General features: G+C 68.5%; 15 protein-coding genes. 8 read left to right on the forward strand and 7 right to left on the reverse strand.

Translation table 11 applies throughout. The features are described 5' to 3' along the window. Window positions 1-95 precede the first annotated feature (95 nt). Entirely contained in the window at window positions 96-527 is a 432-nt protein-coding gene (gene arfB / locus MKK65_RS07225; RefSeq protein ID WP_243956612.1) for an alternative ribosome rescue aminoacyl-tRNA hydrolase ArfB, read from the forward strand. Window positions 528-562: 35 nt separating this feature from the next. Here the strand turns inward: arfB and MKK65_RS07230 are convergent, their stop codons facing one another. After that, on the reverse strand, window positions 563-1,357 hold the full coding sequence (locus tag MKK65_RS07230; protein WP_058190890.1) for a YoaK family protein: 795 nt from the start codon (window positions 1,355-1,357) through the stop codon (window positions 563-565). 67 nt (window positions 1,358-1,424) lie between these two features. Further along, the gene (locus tag MKK65_RS07235; RefSeq protein ID WP_243956613.1) at window positions 1,425-2,372 is read right to left on the reverse strand and encodes a methyltransferase domain-containing protein; all 948 of its coding nucleotides are present in this window, start codon (window positions 2,370-2,372) and stop codon (window positions 1,425-1,427) included. Window positions 2,373-2,441: 69 nt separating this feature from the next. Between MKK65_RS07235 and MKK65_RS07240 the strand changes: the two genes are divergently transcribed. The 4 genes from MKK65_RS07240 (at window position 2,442) to MKK65_RS07255 (ending at window position 6,746) form a co-directional block, all read left to right on the forward strand. Further along, a complete protein-coding gene (locus tag MKK65_RS07240; protein WP_243956614.1) occupies window positions 2,442-3,497 on the forward strand; it encodes a ligase-associated DNA damage response exonuclease in 1,056 nt (351 codons plus the stop codon). Next, window positions 3,494-5,353 (forward strand): cisplatin damage response ATP-dependent DNA ligase, encoded by a 1,860-nt coding sequence (locus MKK65_RS07245; protein WP_243956621.1) that lies wholly within the window; start codon window positions 3,494-3,496, stop codon window positions 5,351-5,353. The genes MKK65_RS07240 and MKK65_RS07245 overlap by 4 nt, the downstream gene beginning before the upstream one ends. Next, complete coding sequence (locus MKK65_RS07250; RefSeq protein WP_243956625.1) at window positions 5,350-5,817, forward strand: secondary thiamine-phosphate synthase enzyme YjbQ; 468 nt, start codon at window positions 5,350-5,352, stop codon at window positions 5,815-5,817. Before MKK65_RS07245 ends, MKK65_RS07250 begins: the two co-directional genes overlap by 4 nt. Window positions 5,818-5,954: 137 nt before the next feature. Beyond that, window positions 5,955-6,746: a flagellar hook basal-body protein gene (locus MKK65_RS07255; protein ID WP_243956627.1), complete on the forward strand. Its 792-nt coding sequence runs from the start codon at window positions 5,955-5,957 to the stop codon at window positions 6,744-6,746. Window positions 6,747-6,762: 16 nt separating this feature from the next. Here MKK65_RS07255 and MKK65_RS07260 read toward each other — a convergent pair whose 3' ends face one another. The 3 genes from MKK65_RS07260 to MKK65_RS07270 all read right to left on the reverse strand — a co-directional run bounded on the left by MKK65_RS07260 (window position 6,763) and on the right by MKK65_RS07270 (window position 12,920). After that, window positions 6,763-8,298 (reverse strand): efflux transporter outer membrane subunit, encoded by a 1,536-nt coding sequence (locus tag MKK65_RS07260; protein WP_409565379.1) that lies wholly within the window; start codon window positions 8,296-8,298, stop codon window positions 6,763-6,765. 143 nt (window positions 8,299-8,441) lie between these two features. Next, window positions 8,442-11,591 (reverse strand): efflux RND transporter permease subunit, encoded by a 3,150-nt coding sequence (locus tag MKK65_RS07265; protein ID WP_243956631.1) that lies wholly within the window; start codon window positions 11,589-11,591, stop codon window positions 8,442-8,444. 15 nt (window positions 11,592-11,606) lie between these two features. Continuing rightward, window positions 11,607-12,920, reverse strand: coding sequence for an efflux RND transporter periplasmic adaptor subunit (locus MKK65_RS07270; protein ID WP_243956633.1), 1,314 nt, complete (start codon window positions 12,918-12,920; stop codon window positions 11,607-11,609). A gap of 293 nt (window positions 12,921-13,213) precedes the next feature. Here MKK65_RS07270 and MKK65_RS07275 point away from each other — a divergent pair, with 293 nt between their 5' ends. The 3 genes from MKK65_RS07275 to MKK65_RS07285 all read left to right on the forward strand — a co-directional run bounded on the left by MKK65_RS07275 (window position 13,214) and on the right by MKK65_RS07285 (window position 19,023). Beyond that, the gene (locus MKK65_RS07275; protein WP_152997412.1) at window positions 13,214-14,215 is read left to right on the forward strand and encodes a CobW family GTP-binding protein; all 1,002 of its coding nucleotides are present in this window, start codon (window positions 13,214-13,216) and stop codon (window positions 14,213-14,215) included. A 102-nt stretch (window positions 14,216-14,317) separates the two neighbouring features. After that, on the forward strand, window positions 14,318-15,619 hold the full coding sequence (locus tag MKK65_RS07280; protein WP_243956634.1) for an O-antigen ligase family protein: 1,302 nt from the start codon (window positions 14,318-14,320) through the stop codon (window positions 15,617-15,619). 80 nt (window positions 15,620-15,699) lie between these two features. Further along, entirely contained in the window at window positions 15,700-19,023 is a 3,324-nt protein-coding gene (locus tag MKK65_RS07285; protein WP_243956636.1) for a GAF domain-containing hybrid sensor histidine kinase/response regulator, read from the forward strand. Between the two features lie 7 nt (window positions 19,024-19,030). Here the strand turns inward: MKK65_RS07285 and MKK65_RS07290 are convergent, their stop codons facing one another. After that, complete coding sequence (locus MKK65_RS07290) at window positions 19,031-19,336, reverse strand: hypothetical protein (protein ID WP_243956638.1); 306 nt, start codon at window positions 19,334-19,336, stop codon at window positions 19,031-19,033. Next, window positions 19,333-19,644, reverse strand: coding sequence for an EthD family reductase (locus tag MKK65_RS07295; protein ID WP_243956640.1), 312 nt, complete (start codon window positions 19,642-19,644; stop codon window positions 19,333-19,335). The genes MKK65_RS07290 and MKK65_RS07295 overlap by 4 nt, the downstream gene beginning before the upstream one ends. Window positions 19,645-19,652: the final 8 nt, after the last annotated feature.

Below are 19,652 nucleotides of genomic sequence, written 5' to 3' on the forward strand. Positions count from 1 at the left end.
CCGGTCTGCACTCCCGAGATCGGCGCCTCCATTCCGGGCGCGGTGGTCCGGTATGCCGGCGGCGGGTACAAACCGGACGCTGGCCGGAGGTCGTCATGTCCCTGCGGGTGAACGCGCGGATTGCCATCGAGGACGACGAGATCGAGCTGTCGTTCATGCGCGCCTCCGGTGCGGGCGGACAGAACGTCAACAAGGTCGAGACCGCGGTCCAGCTGCGCTGGTCGATCCTCGCCTCACCCGCGGTTGACGAGCGGGTCAAGGCGAACCTGTACAAGCTCGCGGGCCGGCGCCTGACCAAGGATGGCGTCCTAATCCTGTCCGGGCAGCGACACCGGACCCAGGAGCGCAACCGGGCGGATGTGCTGCAGCGGCTGGTCGACCTCGTGACAGAGGCGGCCAAGCCGCCGCCGCCGATCCGACGCGCGACCAAGCCCACGAAGGGCTCGAAGGAGCGGCGCATCGGCGCCAAGAAGAACCGTGCCGTGATCAAGCAGGGCCGGAGCAGCTACCGGGATTCGGATGGCTGATCCGCTGGCCTCTGCGACAGGCCAGCGGATCGGCTTCAATGGATCGCGTCGATTACCCTCGCCTTCGGACTCGCGTCGGGAGCCGGCGCCGAGCCGGCGACCAGGGTGCTGCCGGGCTTGGCGATGGTCAGGGCGATCGCGATCAGCGCCAGGATGGCGGCGAGGGCGGCGGGGAACAGAAAGGCAGACTCACCGTACCGGATATCGAGCAGGCCGCCCAGCACCGCGCCGGTGCTGAGGCCGGCCCAGAGCGGCGCCTGAAGCCAGAACGAGGGCGCCACCGTACCGAGCAGCAGGTTGGCGCAGCCGGTGCCAAAACGCACCACCGCACCAGTGACGTAGGTCAGCGCCAGCGACCGCCCACCCTCGTCCTGCAGGGTCGCGTTCTGGAGGCCCAGGGCCAGCACGATCGGATAGGCGTGCAGCGGGTAGGCAAACGTGCCCCACGGCATCAGCAGGCCGCCGGCGAGCAGGAGCGCTTGGAGCGTCAGCAACACGGCCAGCCGCCAGCGCCCGACCCAGGCTGCGATCAGGGTGCCCAGGAAGGCGCCGAAGCAGAACAGGCTGATCGTGCTGGCGACGCGGGTGACGTTTTCCCAGTCGCCGTTCGACACGGCCACGCCGAAGCGTGTCGTGTTGCCCGACATGAACGACATGAAGAGCTGCGAGAATTCCAGGAAGCCGATGGAATCAGCGCAGCCGGCCAGCGTGGCCAGCGCAATGGCGAAGAAGATGCGCGTTCGGGGATCGGCCGGGAAGGAGCGATCCACGGGCGGGTCGGGCTTGCGCTCGGGTGCGCGCCCATCGTTCCCGCCGCCGAAATCCGCCATGCCCATCCCCGATTTTACCGCCGCGCTTGTTGCAGCCGACTGACAATGGACGAATAGCCGGGCGGTTTCATGCCGCAGTGCGGCGCAACACAACGACGCGGCCCGGCACCGGACGTCCTCCCTCCCGCCGGACATCGGCGAGACGTAGGGTCAGAATCTCCAGGCCAGCTTGGACGGCCGAGGCGGCGATGTGGGAATCCGTGTGGGCATAGCGCCCATCGGTACCAAGGACGGCGCCGTCGCCGTCATGGGACTGTACCGTGAAGGCCCCGAGGCCGCCGGGCCGCAGGACGCGGACGATCCCTGCCAACACCGGGGCCAGATCCGCCACGTAGATCAGCACGTCGGCGGCTAGGCACAGCTCGACAGAAGCCGGGGGCTCGCCTGCCAGGAACGCCGCGAGATCACCCTCGGCCAGGCGGTCGTAGAGCGGCCGGCGGTGATGCGTCTTGGCTCGAGCCAAAGCCAGCATCCCGGGGGAGAGATCGACCCCGGTAAGATGCCCGACACGCTCGCGGATCGCCGCGCCCATCAGGCCGGTGCCGCAGCCAAGATCGAGCGCCGCGTCGAACCGCTCCGGCTCGGGCGGCAGGGCGTTCATGACGAGTTGGGGGCCGACATAGCCCAACCCGTCCACCAGATGGCGCTCGAAGCGCGGGGCGTAGCCGTCGAACAAGGCCCGGACATAAGCCGGCGACAGGGCCGGCAAATTGCCGCCTTCGCCCAGTCGGACGAGATGCGCCCGGACGCCAAGGGTATCGTCGGGATCGATATCCAGGGCGCAAGCATAAGCCCGCGTCGCCGCCGCCCGCAGCGCCGGATCGTCGCCCTGGACGGCCAGTCCCTCCCGGGCGCGGCCCAGCAGGAGCCAGGCCGGCGCGTAGCGGGGCGCGATCTCCAGCGCCTGCTCGGCGAGATCGGCGGCCCCGGCATGATCGCCGTCTGCCAGGCAGGCCTCGGCGTAGCGATAGCGGCGGTCGGCGAGGAGGTCGCCGGAACTGTGTTGCTTGGCCATGCGTCTGCCGGGTCGGGGCCGCCTATATACCGGGGCCACCGGCGGACTCCACCGGCAGCGACGGAACCGATGCCGACACGCGCGAGCGATCTCCTGACCCTGACCCGCGAGGGCCTCTACTGCCCGCTCGGGGGCTTCCACGTCGATCCGACCTGGCCGGTGGAGCGCGCGCTCATCACCCACGGCCATGCCGACCACGCCCGGGCCGGTCACGGCCACGTGCTGGCGACGCCCGAGACCCTGCGGATCATGGCGGTGCGCTATGGTGAAGACTTCTGCCGCCAGCGCCAGGAGGCCCGGCTCGGCGAGGCGCTGCGCGTCGGCGACGTCACGGTGCGCTATGCCCCCGCCGGCCACGTGCTCGGCTCGGCCCAGATCGCCATCGAGCGGGACGGCGTCCGCGTCGTGGTGTCGGGCGACTACAAGCGGGCGCCGGACCCGACCTGCCTACCGTTCGAGGTGGTGCCCTGCGACGTGTTCATCACCGAGGCGACCTTCGGCCTGCCGGTCTTCACCCATCCGGACACCCGCGACGAGGTCCGCAAGCTGATGGCCTCCGTGGCCCTGTTCCCGGAGCGGGCCCACATCGTTGGCGCCTACGCGCTGGGCAAGGCGCAGCGGGTGATGGCGCTGCTGCGCGAGGAGGGCTGGGACCGGCCGATCCACCTGCACGGGGCGATGGAGAAGCTGACCGAGTTGTACAAGCGCGAGGGCATTCCCCTGGGCGATACCCCGAAGGTTGTGGCCGCCGACCGAAAGGACCTGCACGGGGCCATCGTGATCTGCCCGCCCAGCGCGATGCAAGACCTGTGGTCGCGCAAGTTTCCTGACCCGGTGACGTGCTTCGCCTCGGGCTGGATGCGGGTCCGCGCCCGCGCGCGCCAGAAGGGCGTCGAGCTGCCACTCGTGATCTCCGACCATTCCGACTGGCCGGACCTGTGCCGTACGATCCGGGACACCGGCGCCGGGGAGGTCTGGGTGACGCACGGCCAAGAGGATGCCCTTGTCCATTGGTGCGGGACGCAAGGCATCAAGGCGAAGCCGCTGCACCTGTTGGGCTATGGTGACGACGGCGAGGCGGAACCAGCCCCGGCCGACGCCGCGGAGCCGGAGGTGGCCGCGTGAACGACTTCGCCCATCTCCTCGACCGCCTCGCCTACGAGCCGCGCCGCAACGCCAAGCTGCGCATGCTCCAGGATTTCTTTTCGCGCACACCGGATCCGGAGCGGGGCTACGCGCTCGGCGCCATGACCGGCACGCTGAATTTTCGCGAAGCCAAGCCGGCCCTGATCCGCGGGCTGGTGGAGGAGCGCATCGACCCGGTGCTGTTCCGCCTGTCGCACAACTACGTCGGCGATCTGGCCGAGACCACGGCGCTGATCTGGCCCTCGACGCCTCTCCCTCCCCCCTCTGCGGGGGACGGTGGCCCCCGAAGGAGGGCGGGAGAGGGGCAGCGCGACGATGCGGGACATGAGGCCCGTCGCGACTCGTCCGGCACCGTCGTTCCCCTCTCCCGACCCGGCCTATCCTCCCCCGCAGAGGGGGGAGGTAATGCGCACGCTGGTCTCGGCCACAATAACCCTCCGCCGCCGAGCCTGGCTGAGGTCGTCGAAACCCTCAGCACCATCCCGAAGCGCGAACTGCCCCGCCATCTCGCCGAATGGCTCGACGCCCTCGACGAGACCGGGCGCTGGGCGCTCCTCAAGCTCGTCACCGGCAACCTGCGGGTCGGGGTCTCGGCGCGGCTGGCTAAGACCGCGGTCGGCGCGCTCGGCGGCCACGAGGCGGATGCCGTGGAGGAGGTCTGGCACGGCCTCACCCCGCCGTTCGAGACCCTGTTTGCCTGGGTCGAGGGCCGGGCCGAGCGGCCCGAGACCCTGAACCCGGCCCCGTTCCGTCCACCCATGCTGTCGCATCCGATCGAGGAGGAGGCCGATCTTGAGAAGCTCGAGCCGGACGCGTTCTCGGCCGAGTGGAAATGGGACGGGATTCGCGTCCAGCTCGTCGGTGGCCGCGACCGGGAGGGCGTCCAGGTCGCGAAGGTCTATTCCCGCACCGGCGAGGACATCACCGGAGCGTTCCCCGACCTCGCCGAGGCGATCGGCTTCACGGGGACGCTCGACGGCGAGCTGCTGATCCTGCGCGAGGGCCGGGTCCAGAGCTTTAACGTCCTGCAGCAGCGCCTGAACCGGAAGGCCGTGACCGGCAAGCTCTTGGAGGAGTTCCCTGCGCATGTCCGGGCCTACGACCTCCTGACGCTGGAGGGTGACGATCTGCGGACGGAGCCGTTCTCAGCCCGGCGGGAGAAACTGGAGGCCTTGGTGACCCGCCTCGACCACGCGCGGATCGACATCTCGCCCGTGGTCCCGTTCGCGGATTGGGAGGCGCTCGCCGCCGCCCGGGCCGATCCGGCCTCGGTGGGGGCCGGAGAGGACGCGGACGCGATCGAGGGCGTGATGCTCAAGCGCCTCAACAGCCCCTACCTGCCGGGCCGTCCCAAGGGCCCCTGGTGGAAGTGGAAGCGTGAGCCCCACATCGTCGACGCCGTGATGATGTACGCCCAACGCGGCCACGGGAAACGCTCGTCGTTCTACTCGGACTACACGTTCGGGGTCTGGCGGGAGGCCCCCGAGGGCGGGGACGAGCTGGTGCCGGTGGGCAAGGCCTATCACGGCTTCACCGATGCCGAGCTCGCCAAGCTCGACCGCTACGTTCGCAACAACACCACCAAGCGGTTCGGCCCGGTGCGCGAGGTCACCCACGGGCATGAGGCCGGCTTGGTGCTGGAGATCGCCTTCGAGGGCGTGCAGCGCTCGACCCGGCACAAGTCCGGCGTGGCGATGCGCTTCCCCAGGGTCAGCCGCATCCGCTGGGACAAGCCCTCCGCGGAGGCCGACCGGATCGACGTGCTGGAACGGATCCTGGCCCGCGGTGAGCGCGAGGTCGCGCCGGGGGCTACGCTGACGGAGACGGATGCATGAGGCAGGGCAGGATCGGTTCGGTCGAACTCCTGGCTTCCGGCGCGGTGGAGCGGCACGCGAGCGGCCGCCTGACCATCGCGACCCCGGGGCCAGGCTTCACGGACTTTACCGGGGCGGTGGCGGAGTTCGTGCGCGGCAGCGGCATCCGGGACGGCCTCGTCACGGTGTTTTGTCGGCACACCTCGGCATCCCTGACCATCCAGGAGAATGCCGACCCGGATGTGCAGGCCGACCTGATGACCGCGCTCGACGGCTTCGCCCCACGCGGCGCCCCTTACGTCCACGGTGCCGAGGGGGCGGACGACATGCCGGCGCATATCCGCACCCTGGTCACGGATTCGGCCTTGAGCATCCCCCTGGTCGAAGGCAGGCTGGCTCTGGGCACTTGGCAGGGGATCTACCTGATCGAGCACCGCGACCGCCCGCACCGGCGGGAGATCGTGATGAGTGTGATCGGAGCGTAAGGCGTGCTGCCCCGGGTCGCGGCGTATCGCAGGGCCCCGACAGCAACATTTGCTGACACACCGCGAGTTAACCACGCTCCGCGCCTATGGACCGCATCAGGATCAGTCCCGGGCTGATCTCGGGCATGGAGACCCCGATGGGCCTTTACGACGCGCTTTCAAACTCGATCTCGGGCGCGTCGGCGCAGTCCTACGCCCTCAACAACATCTCCGGGAATATCGCCAACACCCAAACGGCGGGGTTCAAGACCACGGAGACGAGCTTCGCCGACATGCTGGCCCAGACTACAGCAAAGGCGCAATCGAGCGGCGGCGTCGCGACCAGCACGCGCGACACCCTTGGGCTTCAGGGGACGATCCAGTCCACCGGAGTGTCGACCAACCTCGCCATCTCGGGGAACGGCTACTTCGTGGTGCGGTCGAACACCGGGACGCCGCAGAGCCCGAGCTTCACCGGTGAGACCGCCTACACGCGACGCGGCGACTTCACGGCGGATTCGAGTGGCTACCTGGTCAACGGCGCGGGTTATTACCTGTTCGCCGGCCCCTCGGCGACTGCGCCGGTTCAGGTCCCCACCGGGACGGACACCCTGGCGAGCCTCACGGTCTCGCCCGCGGGCACGCTGACCGGCACAGGCGCCGATGGCAGCACGCAGGCGCTCGGTTCGCTGACGCTGGCGCAGTTCGGCGGGCAGGACAACCTGACCTCCCTCGATGGCGGAACCTACGTGGCCAACGGCCGGTCCGGCGCGCCGAGCTTCGGGCTCGCGGGCGCGACCATTGCCGCCGGATCGGTCGAGCAGTCGAATGCCGGCATCTCGGACCAGTTCTCCAAGATGATCGAGACCCAGCAGGCCTACACGGCCAACACCAAGGTGATGAGCGCCGCAGACCAGATGCTGCAGGACGCCATCGCGATGGATGTATGAGGCCCGAGGGCGCGCCTCACAGGAACTTCAGCGGATCCGTCTCGGGCGGGGGCGGGGCCACGTCGTTGCGGTTCCACCAGCCGCCGCCGAGCGCCACGAACAGGGCCGCGCTGTCGCCGTACTGGGTGGCGCGGGCGGCCGCCGAGGTGATCAACGCCGAGAGATAGCCCTGCTGGGCGATCAGCACCTGGGCCGAGGTCACGGCGCCGGCCGTGTATTGCTTCCGGATCAACCCAAGGCTCTGGTTGGTGGCACTCACTGCAGCCTCTGCGGCGGCGACCGCCTTGGCGTCGGCCTGGAGTGCCCGCAGCGCGTCCGCGACGTTCTGGAACGCGGTGATCACCGTTGCCTTGTACTGCGCCTGTGCCTGGGTCAGCGTCTCTTCCGCCGCCCGCTGGCGCCGGAACAGCGTGCCGGCGTCGAAGATCGGCGCCGTCGCCTGACCGATGATCGAGAAGAATGCGGCCCCGGGATTGGCGACCTGCGCGATCTTCACGGCACTGGAGCCGCCGGTGGCGGTCAAGTTGAATTGCGGCAGGCGGTTGGCCACCGCGACGCCGACGCTCGCGCTCGCCTGCTGCACGAGGGCCTCGGCCGCCTTCACGTCGGGTCGCTGCTGCACGAGGCGCGAGGGCAGGCTCACCGGGAGCTTGGTTGGGAGCCGCAGGGCCGAAAGCTGGAACGTCTCCGCGATCTCGTCGGAGGGCAGGCGGCCGGCGAGGGCGGTGAGGAGGTTGCGCTGCTGCGCCAGCTGCTTTTCCAGCGGCGGCAGCAATTGCTGCGACAGGGCCAGCGCTGCCTGCTGCTGGACCACGTCGGCCCCGGCGATCTGTCCCAGCGAGAGCTGCTTGTTGAACAGCTGCAGCACTTCGGTCTGCGCCTGGATCACCTTGCGGGTGGCGTCGATCTGCGCCCGCAGGGCCGCCTCCTGGATGGCGGCGGCGACCACGTTGGCAGTGAGGCTGAGATAGGCCGCTTCCAGCTGGAAGCGCTGGTTCTCAGTGGTGGCCTCCAGCGACTCGATCTGGCGCCGGTTCCCCCCGAACACGTCGGGATTGTACGCGACCACGGCCTGCGGCGTGTAGAGACTGTAGAGGTAGTTGGTTTGGTTGTTGAGCGGCGATTGCAGGTCGAGGCCTGGGGCCAGGACGCCCTGCGCCTGCGGGGTCGCGGTCAGGCTCGGATAGAGCGTGCCCTTCTGGGCGAGCACGTTCTGCTGCGCGATCCGCAGGGAAGCCTGCGCCGCCTCCAGGGTCGGATTGTTGGCCAGCGCCTGCTCGACCAGCTGGTTGAGCGCCTTCGAGTGGAACAGGGTCCACCATTGCCCGGGGATGTCCGCGCCGGAGACGAAGCTCTGGTCCGCCGAGCCGCCCTGACGGGTGCGGATGTTGTCGGCAGCCGAGGGGTTCTTCAGAGGCTCCTTGGTGTAGCGCCCGACCGGCGGCGCCTCGGGCGGCACGTAATTCGGGCCGACCGCGCAGGCCGACAGGGACAGGGCCGCCGCCAGCATGGCGGCCGCACGACCGCACCGGTTCGGCGCCAACTCCACCATCATGCCCCCGAAACCCCTCTCTTGGTAGAGCGTCCGGGCCGACGGCCGAGTCAATCCGACGGTGCCCCGATCCTGCGTACCGGAGCCGTGCTGTGGCCGTCCGGCCACGTGACGACCCCGCGTCCGCGCCACTCTCATTCGGCTCATGCCGCGACCCGATGCTCAGTCAAGGCCCGGCCATTCGGGTTCGGACGCCGCCGCGAGAACAGCGAGATCAGCACCGGCACCACCACCAGGATCAGGTTGGGTGCCAGGATGATGCCGCCGACCACCACCAAGGCCAGCGGCTTCTGCACCTGCGAGCCGATGCCCGTGGAAATCGCCGCCGGCAGCAGGCCGACGCAGGCAGCCACGCAGGTCATCATCACCGGCCGCATCCGCACGATCGCGGCATTCCATACCGCGTCCTTGCGCTGCCAGCCCTCATCCAGGAGCTGATTGTAGTAGGCCAGGAGGATCACGCCCTCCATGGTCGAGATGCCGAACAGCGCGATGAACCCGATCGCCGCCGAGATCGAGAACGGTGTGCCGGTGAACGCCAGGGCGAAGATGCCGCCGATCATCGCCATCGGGATCACGGAGAGCGTCAGCAGCATGTCCGCCACCGACGAGAAATTGATGAACAGCAGCAGTGCGATCAGCACCAGGGTCACCGGCACGACCAGGCTGAGCCGGGTCGCGGCGTCCTTCAGGTTGGTGAACTGGCCGACCCACTCCATCCGGTAGCCCGGCGGCAGGTCCACCGCGTCGGCGACCTTGCGCTGCGCCTCGATCACCGCGCTGCCGAGGTCGCGCCCGCGCACGGAGAACTTCACCGGGATGTAGCGCTCCTGATCCTCGCGGTAGATGAACGAGGCGCCCGAGACGAGATCCACGTCGGCGATCTCGGAGAGGGGCACCTGGATCACGCCCCCATTGGGGTTCTGCGCGCCGACCGCGATGTTGCGGATGCCGGCCAGCGACGAGCGGTACTCCTTGGCCAGCCGCACCCGCATGGAGAAGTGGCGGTCCGACCCGTACTCGTAGAGGTCGCCAGCGGTCTGGCCGCCGATCGCCGCCTGGATCGTGGTGTTCACGTCGCCGATCGACAGGCCGTAGCGGGCCGCCTTGTGGCGATCGACGTCGATCCGCACGGTCGGCTGGCCGAGGGATTCGAACACCGCCAAATCCGTGATGCCGGGTACGGTGCCAAGCGCCGCCTTGACCGCGTTGGCAGTCTTGGTGAGCTGGGCGAGATCGCTGCCGTAGATCTTGACCGAGTTCTCGCCCTTCACGCCCGAGGCCGCCTCTTGGACGTTGTCCTCGATATATTGCGAGAAGTTGAACTCGATACCCGGAAACTCAGCCTCCAGCTTCTTGCTCAGGTCGTGGATGAGCGTATCCTTGTCGAGGCCCTTGCGCCACTGGTCGATGGGCTTCAGGGGCGCCAGGATCTCGACGTTGAAGAACCCGGTGGCATCGGTGCCGTCGTTGGGCCGGCCCTGGTGCGAGATCACCGTGACGACCTCCGGGACCTCCTGGAAGATCTTGCGCAGGCGCTGGACATAGGCGTTGCCGGCCTCCAGCGAGATCGAGGACGGCATGGTCCCGCGCACGTAGAGGTTGCCTTCTTCGAGGCGGGGCAGGAATTCCAGGCCGAGGTTTCGGGCCGCCAGCCCGGAGGCCAGCAGCACCACCAGCATCACCGAGAGCGCCAGCACCCGGTTCTTGAGACCGAAGGCCAGGATGCGCTCATGCCCGGCGCGGAGGAACCGCACGATCAGCGTATCGCGCTCTTCGAGCTTCCTGGGCAGGATCAGCGCCGAGAGGGCGGGCGAGACCGTGAAGGTCGCCAGCAGGCCGCCGACCAGCGCGTAGGCGTAGGTCTTGGCCATCGGCCCGAAGATGTGACCCTCGACACCGCTCATCGTGAACAGCGGGAGGAAGCCGACGATGATGATGATCGCCGAGAAGAAGATCGCCCGGTTCACCTCGACGCCCGCGATGGCGATGATGCCGAGCCGCCCATCAAGTCCCCCCGGCGCCTTCTGACCCTCGGAATGCTCGGGCTCGGCGAGGTGCCGGAACACGTTCTCGACCATGATCACGGTGGCGTCGACGATCAGGCCGAAATCGATGGCGCCGAGCGACAGGAGGTTGGCGGAATCGCCCCGTACCACGAGGATCAGGATCGCAAAGCCCAGCGCGAACGGGATCGTGGCCGCGACGATGATCGCGCTGGTGAGGGACCCGAGGAACAGCCACTGCACGATGAACACCAGCACCACCCCGAAGACGAGGTTGTGCATCACCGTGTGGGTCGTGGTGTGGATCAGGCCCGAGCGGTCGTAGATCCGCTCGATCTTCACATCGGGCGGCAGGATCGTCGAGTTGTTGATCTTGTCGATCTCGGCCTCGACGCGCTGCAGCGTCGGGAGGCTCTGGCCGCCGCGGCTCATCAGCACGATGCCCTCGACCACGTCGGACTGATCGTCGTGGCCGACGATGCCCAGGCGCGGCGCGTTCGACACGCGCACCTCCGCCACGTCCCGCACCAGCACCGGCGTGCCGTTGACGAGGCTGATCATCGTGTCCCGGATGTCGTCCATGTCGCGGATCAGGCCGATGCCGCGCACCACCGCGGATTGCTGGCCGACATTCAGGGTCTGGCCGCCGACGTTGATCGAGGCGTTGTTCAGCGCGGTGGTCAGTTGGACCAGGGTCAGGCCCTGGGCCTGGAGGCGGTTCAGGTCGACCGCGACCTCGTATTCCTTGGCCTTGCCGCCGAAGGCGGTCACGTCGGTGACGCCGGGGATCGCCTTGAACCGGCGCTGCAGCACCCAGTCCTGCAGGGTCTTCATGTCCATGGGCGAGTAGCCCGCCGGCCCGACCAGCTTGTAGCGCATGATCTCGCCCACCGGGCTCGTCGGCGAGATCTGCGGCGTGGCGCCGTTGGGCAGGGCCGGCGCCTGCGACAGGCGGTTGAGCACCCGCTGCAGCGCCTGCTCGTACGTGTATTCGTAGTTGAACTGGACCTTGACGTCGGACAGGCCGAACAGCGAGATCGTGCGCACCACCTGGGCGTTCGGGATGCCGGCGAGCGCCACCTCCAGCGGAATGGTGATGTAGCGCTCGATCTCGTCGGCGGATTGCCCCGGATTCTGGGTGATCACGTCGACCAGCGGCGGCACCGGATCGGGGTACGCCTCGATGTTGAGCTGGGTATAGGCGCCGTAGCCGATGCCGAGCATCACCACGAACAGCAGCACCACCAGCACGCGCTGGCGCAGCGAGAAGACGATCAGACTGTTCATCGCCCCGGTTCCCGCTCAGGACGCCTTGTCGCCGGTGGCTGCCCGGTCGATGAACAGGGCCCCCCGGGTCACGATCTGGTCACCCGCGTGCAGGCCGTCGACGACCTGCGCGTTGTCGCCGTTGATGACGCCGAGCTTGATGTCCCGCGCCTCCACGGCGCCGTCCTGGCGGGCCACCCAGACATGGGTACGATCGCCCTCGTACACGATCGCGGCGACCGGCACGCTCGGGCTCGGCTCGCCCTTGCCGGTGATGATCGTAAAGGTGGCAAACATCTCCGGACGCAGCACCCGGTCGGGGTTGTCGACTTCGCTGCGCACGGCGAGGCGCCGCGTGGCCGGGTCGAGGCTCGCGGCCATGTAGTTGACCCGGGCCTTGAACACCCGCGCCCCGAAGCCCGCCACCTTCGCCTCGACCTCCTGGCCGATGCGGATCTTCGGGATCTCACTCTCGCGCACGTTGGCGACGAGCCAGACCGTGGACAGGTCGCCGATCACGAAGACCGGATCGCTGGAGGCGGAGAGGTACTGTCCGGTCCCTACCTTCCGCTGGACGATCGTGCCGGCGATCGGCGCTCGGATCTGGGTCTCGGGGCTCAGGCGGCCGTTCTTCTCGTAGGCGGCAATCTCGGCATCGGACTTGCCCAGGAGCCGCAGCCGGTTCTTCACGGCGTCGAGGGCCGCCTCCGCGGTTTTGAGATCGCTCTGCGCGGCGATGACGTCGTTCTGCGCCGACTGGTAGTCCTTCAGCGCCACCGCGTGGGCCTGGAACAGCTCCTGCTGGCGCGCCGCGATGGTCTGGTCGAGCTTCAGCAGGGCCTGCTGCTTCTGCAAGTTGTTCAGTGCCGCCTGGTAGTCGTTCTGCGCCTGGACCATGTCGGTGGCCTCCAGGGTCAGCAGCACGTCGCCGGCCTTCACGTCGTCGCCTGCCCGGGCCAGAACCTTGGTCACCCGGCCCGAATAGGGCGAGACCACCGGCACGTTGTCGTCGTCGTTGAGCGCGATGCGCCCCTCGGCGGAACCCTCTGGGCGGAACACCTGGGTGGCCACCGGCAGGATCTCGAACGCGGCGCGCTGCTCCTTGGTCGGGCGGAACACCCGCTCGACCGTGCCGGCCTTCTCAGCCTCGATCCCCGCATCCGGGTTGCCCGATCCGAACAGTCCGGCGACAACGCCCGAGGCCGCTTCGCGGGCGCGGTCCGAGACGGCCAGCGCCAGGCCGCCTGCGATCGCAACCAGCAGGAGGATGATGAGGGGCCACGGCGCGCGGCGCCTGCGCGCGGACGCGGCGCGGGCCTCATCCTGTTCGAGCGGATTGCGGGCGTCCATGCGGTTGGTCTTCTAGGGCCGGGCGAGGAACCGGGATGGCTGACGAGGACGGGCTTCGCCCCAGACCCCGGCCGTTTCATGGTGATCGGGGTCGCTTGTCGAGGCGTGCCGTCCGGGCGAAGCCGGATTGCACCACGTGCCTAGAGCAAAGCTTGGCTGATCCGCAATCGATCGGGGGGCCGGGTCGCGAAACCGTGTGGCTCCGTCTTCCTTCGCCGGGATTTGTTACAATATGACAACGCTCGCGGGCCAGCAGCCCGACCCATCCCGCAGATCCGATCGAAGAATCCGCCATGACCGACATGAGTTCTGCTTCCGCCCCATCAGGTTCGACCACCGGCAAGATTCCGGTGACCGTGCTGACCGGCTATCTCGGCGCCGGCAAGACCACGCTGCTCAACCGGATCCTCACTGAAAATCATGGCAAGCGCTACGCCGTGATCGTCAATGAGTTCGGCGAGATCGGAATCGACAACGACCTTGTCGTCGGCGCCGACGAGGAAGTGTTCGAGATGAACAACGGCTGCGTCTGCTGCACGGTGCGCGGCGACCTGATCCGGATCATGGACGGATTGGTGAAGCGCCGGGGCAAGTTCGACGCGATCATCGTGGAGACCACGGGGCTGGCGGACCCGGCTCCCGTCGCCCAGACCTTCTTCGTCGACCAGGATGTCGGCGACGCCGCCCGCCTCGACGCCGTGGTGACGGTGGCCGACGCCAAATGGCTGTCCGACCGTCTGAAAGACGCGCCAGAAGCGAAGAATCAGATCGCCTTCGCGGACGTGATCCTGCTCAACAAGAGCGACCTCGTTTCGCCGGCCGACCTCGACCGGGTCGAGGCCCAGATCCGCGGCATCAACCCGCTCGCCACGCTCCACCGCACCCAGAACTGCGCCGTGCCTCTGGAGGCCGTGCTCGAGCGCAACGCCTTCGACCTGGATCGCATCCTCGAGATCGAGCCGGAATTTCTGGAGGAGGGTCACCATCACCATCACGATTCTGAGATCCAGTCGATTTCGGCCCGGATCGATGGCGAGGTCGATCCGGAGAAGTTCATGCCGTGGATCTCGAACCTCACCCAGGTGCAAGGACCCGACATCCTGCGCTGCAAGGGCATCGTCGCCTTCCCGAACGAGCCGAAGCGCTTCGTCTTCCAGGGCGTGCACATGATCCTCGACGGCGACGTCCAGGGCGATTGGCGCCCGGACGAAAAGCGGATCTCCCGGGTGGTGTTCATCGGCCGCAACCTCGACCCGGTGGCGATCCGCGAGGGGTTCGAAGGCTGCCGCATCTAGGACTTTAGGAGCCGGCGCGACGCGAAGCCGATTCTCAACCATTGGATGTCATGGACTCCGTCTTGCGGGCCTGCGTAACCGGCCCGCGGAGTCCGCGTATCCATGGCTCACGCAGCAGCGCCCGGCATTCCGGCCCCGGCGGGATTCGCCGCCGGGATCCCGCTCATCGGGGTCATCCACACGCTCGCCAAGGGGCTGTTTGCCGCCTTCATCTTCTTCGCCTGCTTCGCGTTCTCGGAAACCTCGCCCTACGACGCGGTGGCGATCCCGACGATCCTGCTGTGGCTCTGTCTCGGCGTGCGCCTGCACCGGGGGGCGGTGCCGCTCTTGGCGCTCCTCCTGCTCTACCTGGGTGCGATCGTCATCGCCCTGTTCCCGTATTTAAACGAAGAGTTTCCGGTCACTTGGACGATCCAGCTGATCTACCTCGTGGTCACCTGCCTGTTCTTCGCGATGTTCTTCTCGGAAAACACGCACGCCCGGATGGAGCTGGCGCTCAAGGCCTATACAGTGAGCTGCGTGTTCTCGGCGGCCCTCGGCATCGTCGGTTACCTGCAATGGCTCGGGATCGAGGACCTGTTCTACAAGTACGATCGGGCCTCGGGCACCTTCCAGGATCCGAACGTGTTCGGCTCGTTCCTGACCCTCGGTGCCCTCTACCTGATGCACGGGCTGCTGACCGGCTCGACCCGCCGCCCGCTGGTGTCGCTCGCCGGCCTGCTGATCATCATGGCCGGCATCTTCCTGTCGTTCTCGCGCGGGTCCTGGGGCGGCAGCGTCGTAGCCGTTCTGCTGATGGTCGGCTCCGTCTACGCCGGCAGCGGCTCGATCCGCCTGCGCCGCCGCATCGTGCTCCTGACGCTGGCCACATTGGTGCTCGGCACGATCGCGGTGATCGGCCTCCTGTCGGTCGAGCACGTGCATAAGATGTTCGAGACCCGGGCGGCCCTGACCCAGGACTATGACCAGGGCGAGACCGGCCGCTTCGGCAATCAGGTCCGGGGCCTGGCGATGCTGCTGGAGCGCCCGTTCGGCATGGGGCCGATGCACTGGCGCCTCGTCTTCGGGCTGGAGCCGCACAATTCCTATATCGGCTCCTTCGCCAATGGCGGCTGGCTCGGCGGCGTGGTGTTCATCGGCCTCGTGGTGGTCACGAGCTTCGTCGGCTTCCGCCTGCTGGCGCGGCCCTCGCCGTTCCGGGCGCATGCCCAGATCGTCTGGCCGGCACTCCTGATGTTCTTCCTGCAGGCGTTCCAGATCGACATCGAGAAATGGCGCCACGTCTACATGATGCTCGGCATGGTCTGGGCGCTGGAGGCGGCCCGGCTGCGCATGCCCCGGATCGGCGACATCGGGAGCCCGCGTGATGCCAACGTTATCGCGCGCGGCGCCAAGCCCGCTTGAAACGCGGCCGCGGCCGGGTCATCGCTCCTGCGAGGACGCTGGCGATCGCCAAACGGCAGATCCGCTCCCGGAGGCGGTCGGTGAGAGCACACGCGAACGATGAAGCGGCGCGGCTCGCGGCCCTGGACGCCCTGGGCATCGTCGGCACGCCGACCGAGCCGCATTTCGACGCCGTGTGCCGTACCGCCCGCCGGCTGTTCGGCGTGCGCAGCGCCTTCGTGGGATTCGTCGACGACACCCAGCTCTGGTTGAAGACCCCGTGCATCGATGTGCTGACCACAAGCCCGCGGGAGCTCGGCTTGTGCGATCACACGATCCGCAGCGATGCCATGCTGGTGGTGCCCGACACACGGGCCGATCCGCGCTTTCGTAAACTGCCCGGGGTCGCCGCGCCGAACGGGTTCCGATTCTACGCCGGCATCCCCCTCAGCCTGACGCCGGGGATCCGGATCGGCACCTTCTGCCTCATCGACCCGGAGCCCCGGGAGGGGCTTTCGGAGGCAGATGCGGCGGCGTTCCGCGACCTCTCCGAGATCGTAATCGCCCATCTGCGGCTGACCGAGGCCAATGCCAAGCGGAGCCACGAGATCGCGCAGGCCGCGATCCGCGAAGCCCTGATTCGGGAGCAGCATCGCGAGATCAACGCGCGGTCCGAGGCCCAGGCGGCGGCGAACCATCAGCTTACCATGGCTGAGCAGCTCGCCAGCGTCGGCAACTGGCGCGTGGATCTCGCCGACGGGCAGCCGGTCTGGTCGGAGAGCCTCTACGAGATCGCCGGCCGCGATCCCCGAGGACCGGCGCCGGCGCTCTCCGAATTTTCGCAGATCTATCACCCCGACGACCGGGCGCGGCTGGAGGGGATCGTCGCGGACGCCATCGCCAGCGGTGCGAGTTTCGATTTCGAGACGCGGCTGTTGCGACCGGACGGCGAGATCCGCGACGTAGTCGTGCGCGGCGTATGCCGCGGCGAGAGCGCGGTGACCGGGCTCATCGGGGTACTCATCGACGTGACCGAACGGCGGCGCGCCGAGGATGGGGTCCGCCGCAGTGAGTTGCGCTACCGTGGTTTGGCCGAGACCTTGCCGCTCTTGATCTGGACCATGCGGGTCGGTGACGGACAGGCGACCTACGCCAACGCCCAGTTCCAAGCCTATTATGGACCGATCGGGCTCGATCGGGCCGACCGCCTCGCCCGCAACCACCCGGACGATGCGGCTGCCATGGAGGCGGCGTGGCGCGAGGCGATCGAGACCGGGATCGGCTATACCGGCCAATGGCGGATCCGGCGCCATGACGGCGTCTACCGGTGGCACAAGATCTCGCTGATCCCGATCTACCTCGATCCCGAGGACGGCACCGTTGTGGAATGGCTCGGTACCGCGCTCGATGTCGACGACATCGTCACGGCGCGGCTCGCCGTTGAGGAGGCGCGTGGGCTCTTAGGCATCGCCCTCGATGCAGCCGATGCCGGCACCTGGGACTGGGACATGCGCACGGGGTTCGCCACCCTGAGCCTCGAGAGCGCGCGCATGCACGGTCTGCCGGATACCGGCCGAGCCCATACGATGACCGCAGCGGCCTGGACCGCACTTCTGCATCCCGAGGATGCCGGCGACGTCTGGAACGAGATCCGGCGGGCGGTGGAAAGCTCGTCCGCCTTCGTGGCTGAGTTCCGGGTGGGCGAGCGCTGGATCTATGCGCGCGGGCGCACGCAGTTCGGGCCCGAGGGCCAGCCCCAGCGCATGGTCGGCCTGCATCTCGACATCACCGACCGCAAAGCGGCAGAGGCGGCCCTGCGGGAGGCGACCCGGGATGCGGAGGCAGCGCGGGCGGAAGCCGAGCGGGCCAGTGCGGCCAAGAGCGAGTTCCTGGCCGCGATGAGCCACGAGATTCGCACTCCGCTGAATGGCATCCTCGGCTACGCCGACCTGCTCCTCCACGAGAGCGCCATCCAGGACGAGGATCGGCGCCGCCTCGAGTTGATCCACAGCTCGGGGGCGGCCCTTCTCACCGTGGTCAACGACATCCTCGATTTCTCGAAGATCGAGGCCGGCGAGCTGACCCTCGACCCGGTCGGCTTCCCACTGGTGGCGATCGTGGACAGCACGGTCTCGATCGTGCGGGGCAGCGCGCTCCGAAGCGGGCTTCGGATCGACGCGCAGATCGACCCGGCGCTCCCGAGCGTGGTGGTAGGCGATCCGGGCCGCCTGCGGCAGGTGTTGCTCAACCTGCTCAACAACGCCGTGAAGTTCACGCCCGAAGGCTCCGTCACCGTCACGGTCCAGCGGGAGGGCGAGGGCGTGGCACCGGATGGGGGCCCCGGCGATGTGGTCCGCTTCGCCGTCACCGATACCGGGATCGGCATCGCGCCAGCCCAGCAGGAGCGCCTGTTCAAGCGTTTCAGCCAGGTCGACGGCTCGATCAGCCGGCGATTCGGCGGCACCGGCCTCGGCCTCGCGATCTCCCGGCACCTCGTCACGCTTATGGGCGGCGAGATCGGTCTGGAAAGCCGCGAGGGGGAGGGCTCGACCTTCTGGTTCCGCCTGGTACTGCCGCGCAGCACCGAGGCCATCGATGCGCTCCGCCTCGGGACAGCGCCCTCCCCTCCGCCACCGGCCAAGGCGGCGCGTGTGGTCCCGGCTGGGCCGCCTCTGCGGTTGCTCCTGGTCGAGGATGTGCCGCTCAATCAGGAACTTGCCTGCGCGGTCCTCGAATCACAGGGCTATACCGTGGAGGTGGCCGGGGACGGTGGGGAGGCGATCGCCGCCGTGGGCCTCTCGGTGGCCGAGGGGCGTCCTTACGACCTCGTGCTGATGGACGTGCAGATGCCGGGCGTCGACGGGCTCACTGCAACGCGGCGGATCCGGGCCCTCGCACCACCTGCCTGCGACGTCCCGATCGTGGCGATGACCGCGAACGTGCTGCCCGATCAGGTCGCAGAACTGCGCGAGGCCGGGATGGACGACCATGTCGGCAAGCCGTTCCGCCGGGCCGACCTGTTCGCCACGATCAGCCGCTGGACCGCCCCCGGCGCGCGCCGGCCGGCGCGCCAGGACGCGCCGCTGCGCACCACGCCGGTCGACCCCGCAGTGCTCGATGCCGCCGTGCTCACCGATATGGAAACGAATTTCGGCACGGACCAAGTCGGCGCACTGCTGGATTTGCTCGCCAATGAGCTGTCCGAGCGATTTCGTCCGAGCGAGACCGACCGCCTTCAGATCGCCCACGATGCCCACGCCATGGTGGCGGCGGCCGGGCTCCTGGGCTTCGTCGGGCTGTCGAGTTTGTGCCGCGAGGTCGAGGCCGCCGCCCATGCGGGCGCCGACCTCCTTCCGCTGATCCGCCGCCTGGAGGTGCAGCGCGCGACGGCCCTCCGGGCGATCCGCCAGCTGCGGGCAGCCTGACGCGGCTTTACGGCTCCTCCGCCTCCGGCAGAGGATCGCCGGTCCAGGTCGTGGCGAAGGCGGCGAGCTGGCGCGCATCCGTGAAGGCCGCCACGGTCACGTCGCGTTCGGCGGGAATCGCCCCCGGATAGGGGGCGAGCAGCACGCGGACCCGGGCGAGGCGACCGCCGGGGGCGTTCGCCTCGATCCAGGCCTGCGCGTCGGGGGTGAAGCGGTCGGGCCCGTCGAGGGCCCGGGCATCGGCGCGCAGCACGACCACGTAGGTGCCGAGGCTCGGATCGGCCTGCTGCACCGCCTTGACGATATCGATCACGGGCTCTCCGCGAAGTCGTTGATCTGCACCTGGGCCTGCGCCGTGGTGAAGTTCGGGATGTCGGCGAAGATCTCCTCGCCGTGGGCGGAAGCAGCCTTCTTGAAGGCATCGACGGATTCGAAGGTCAGCAGCGCCATGACCTGGAACGGGGCCGGACCGCCATCCGGCGTGCCGGCGCCCTTGACCACCTTCGCGTCGTGGAGGCCCAGAGCCGACCAGCGCTCGCGCACCAGCGGCATGTGCTGCCCCAGATAGTAGGCCATGTCGAAATTCGGGCCGGCCGGATACATCACGCTGACCAGGATCATGCCGTCAT

This window comes from Methylobacterium sp. J-001, assembly GCF_022829565.1.
Taxonomy (GTDB): domain Bacteria; phylum Pseudomonadota; class Alphaproteobacteria; order Rhizobiales; family Beijerinckiaceae; genus Methylobacterium.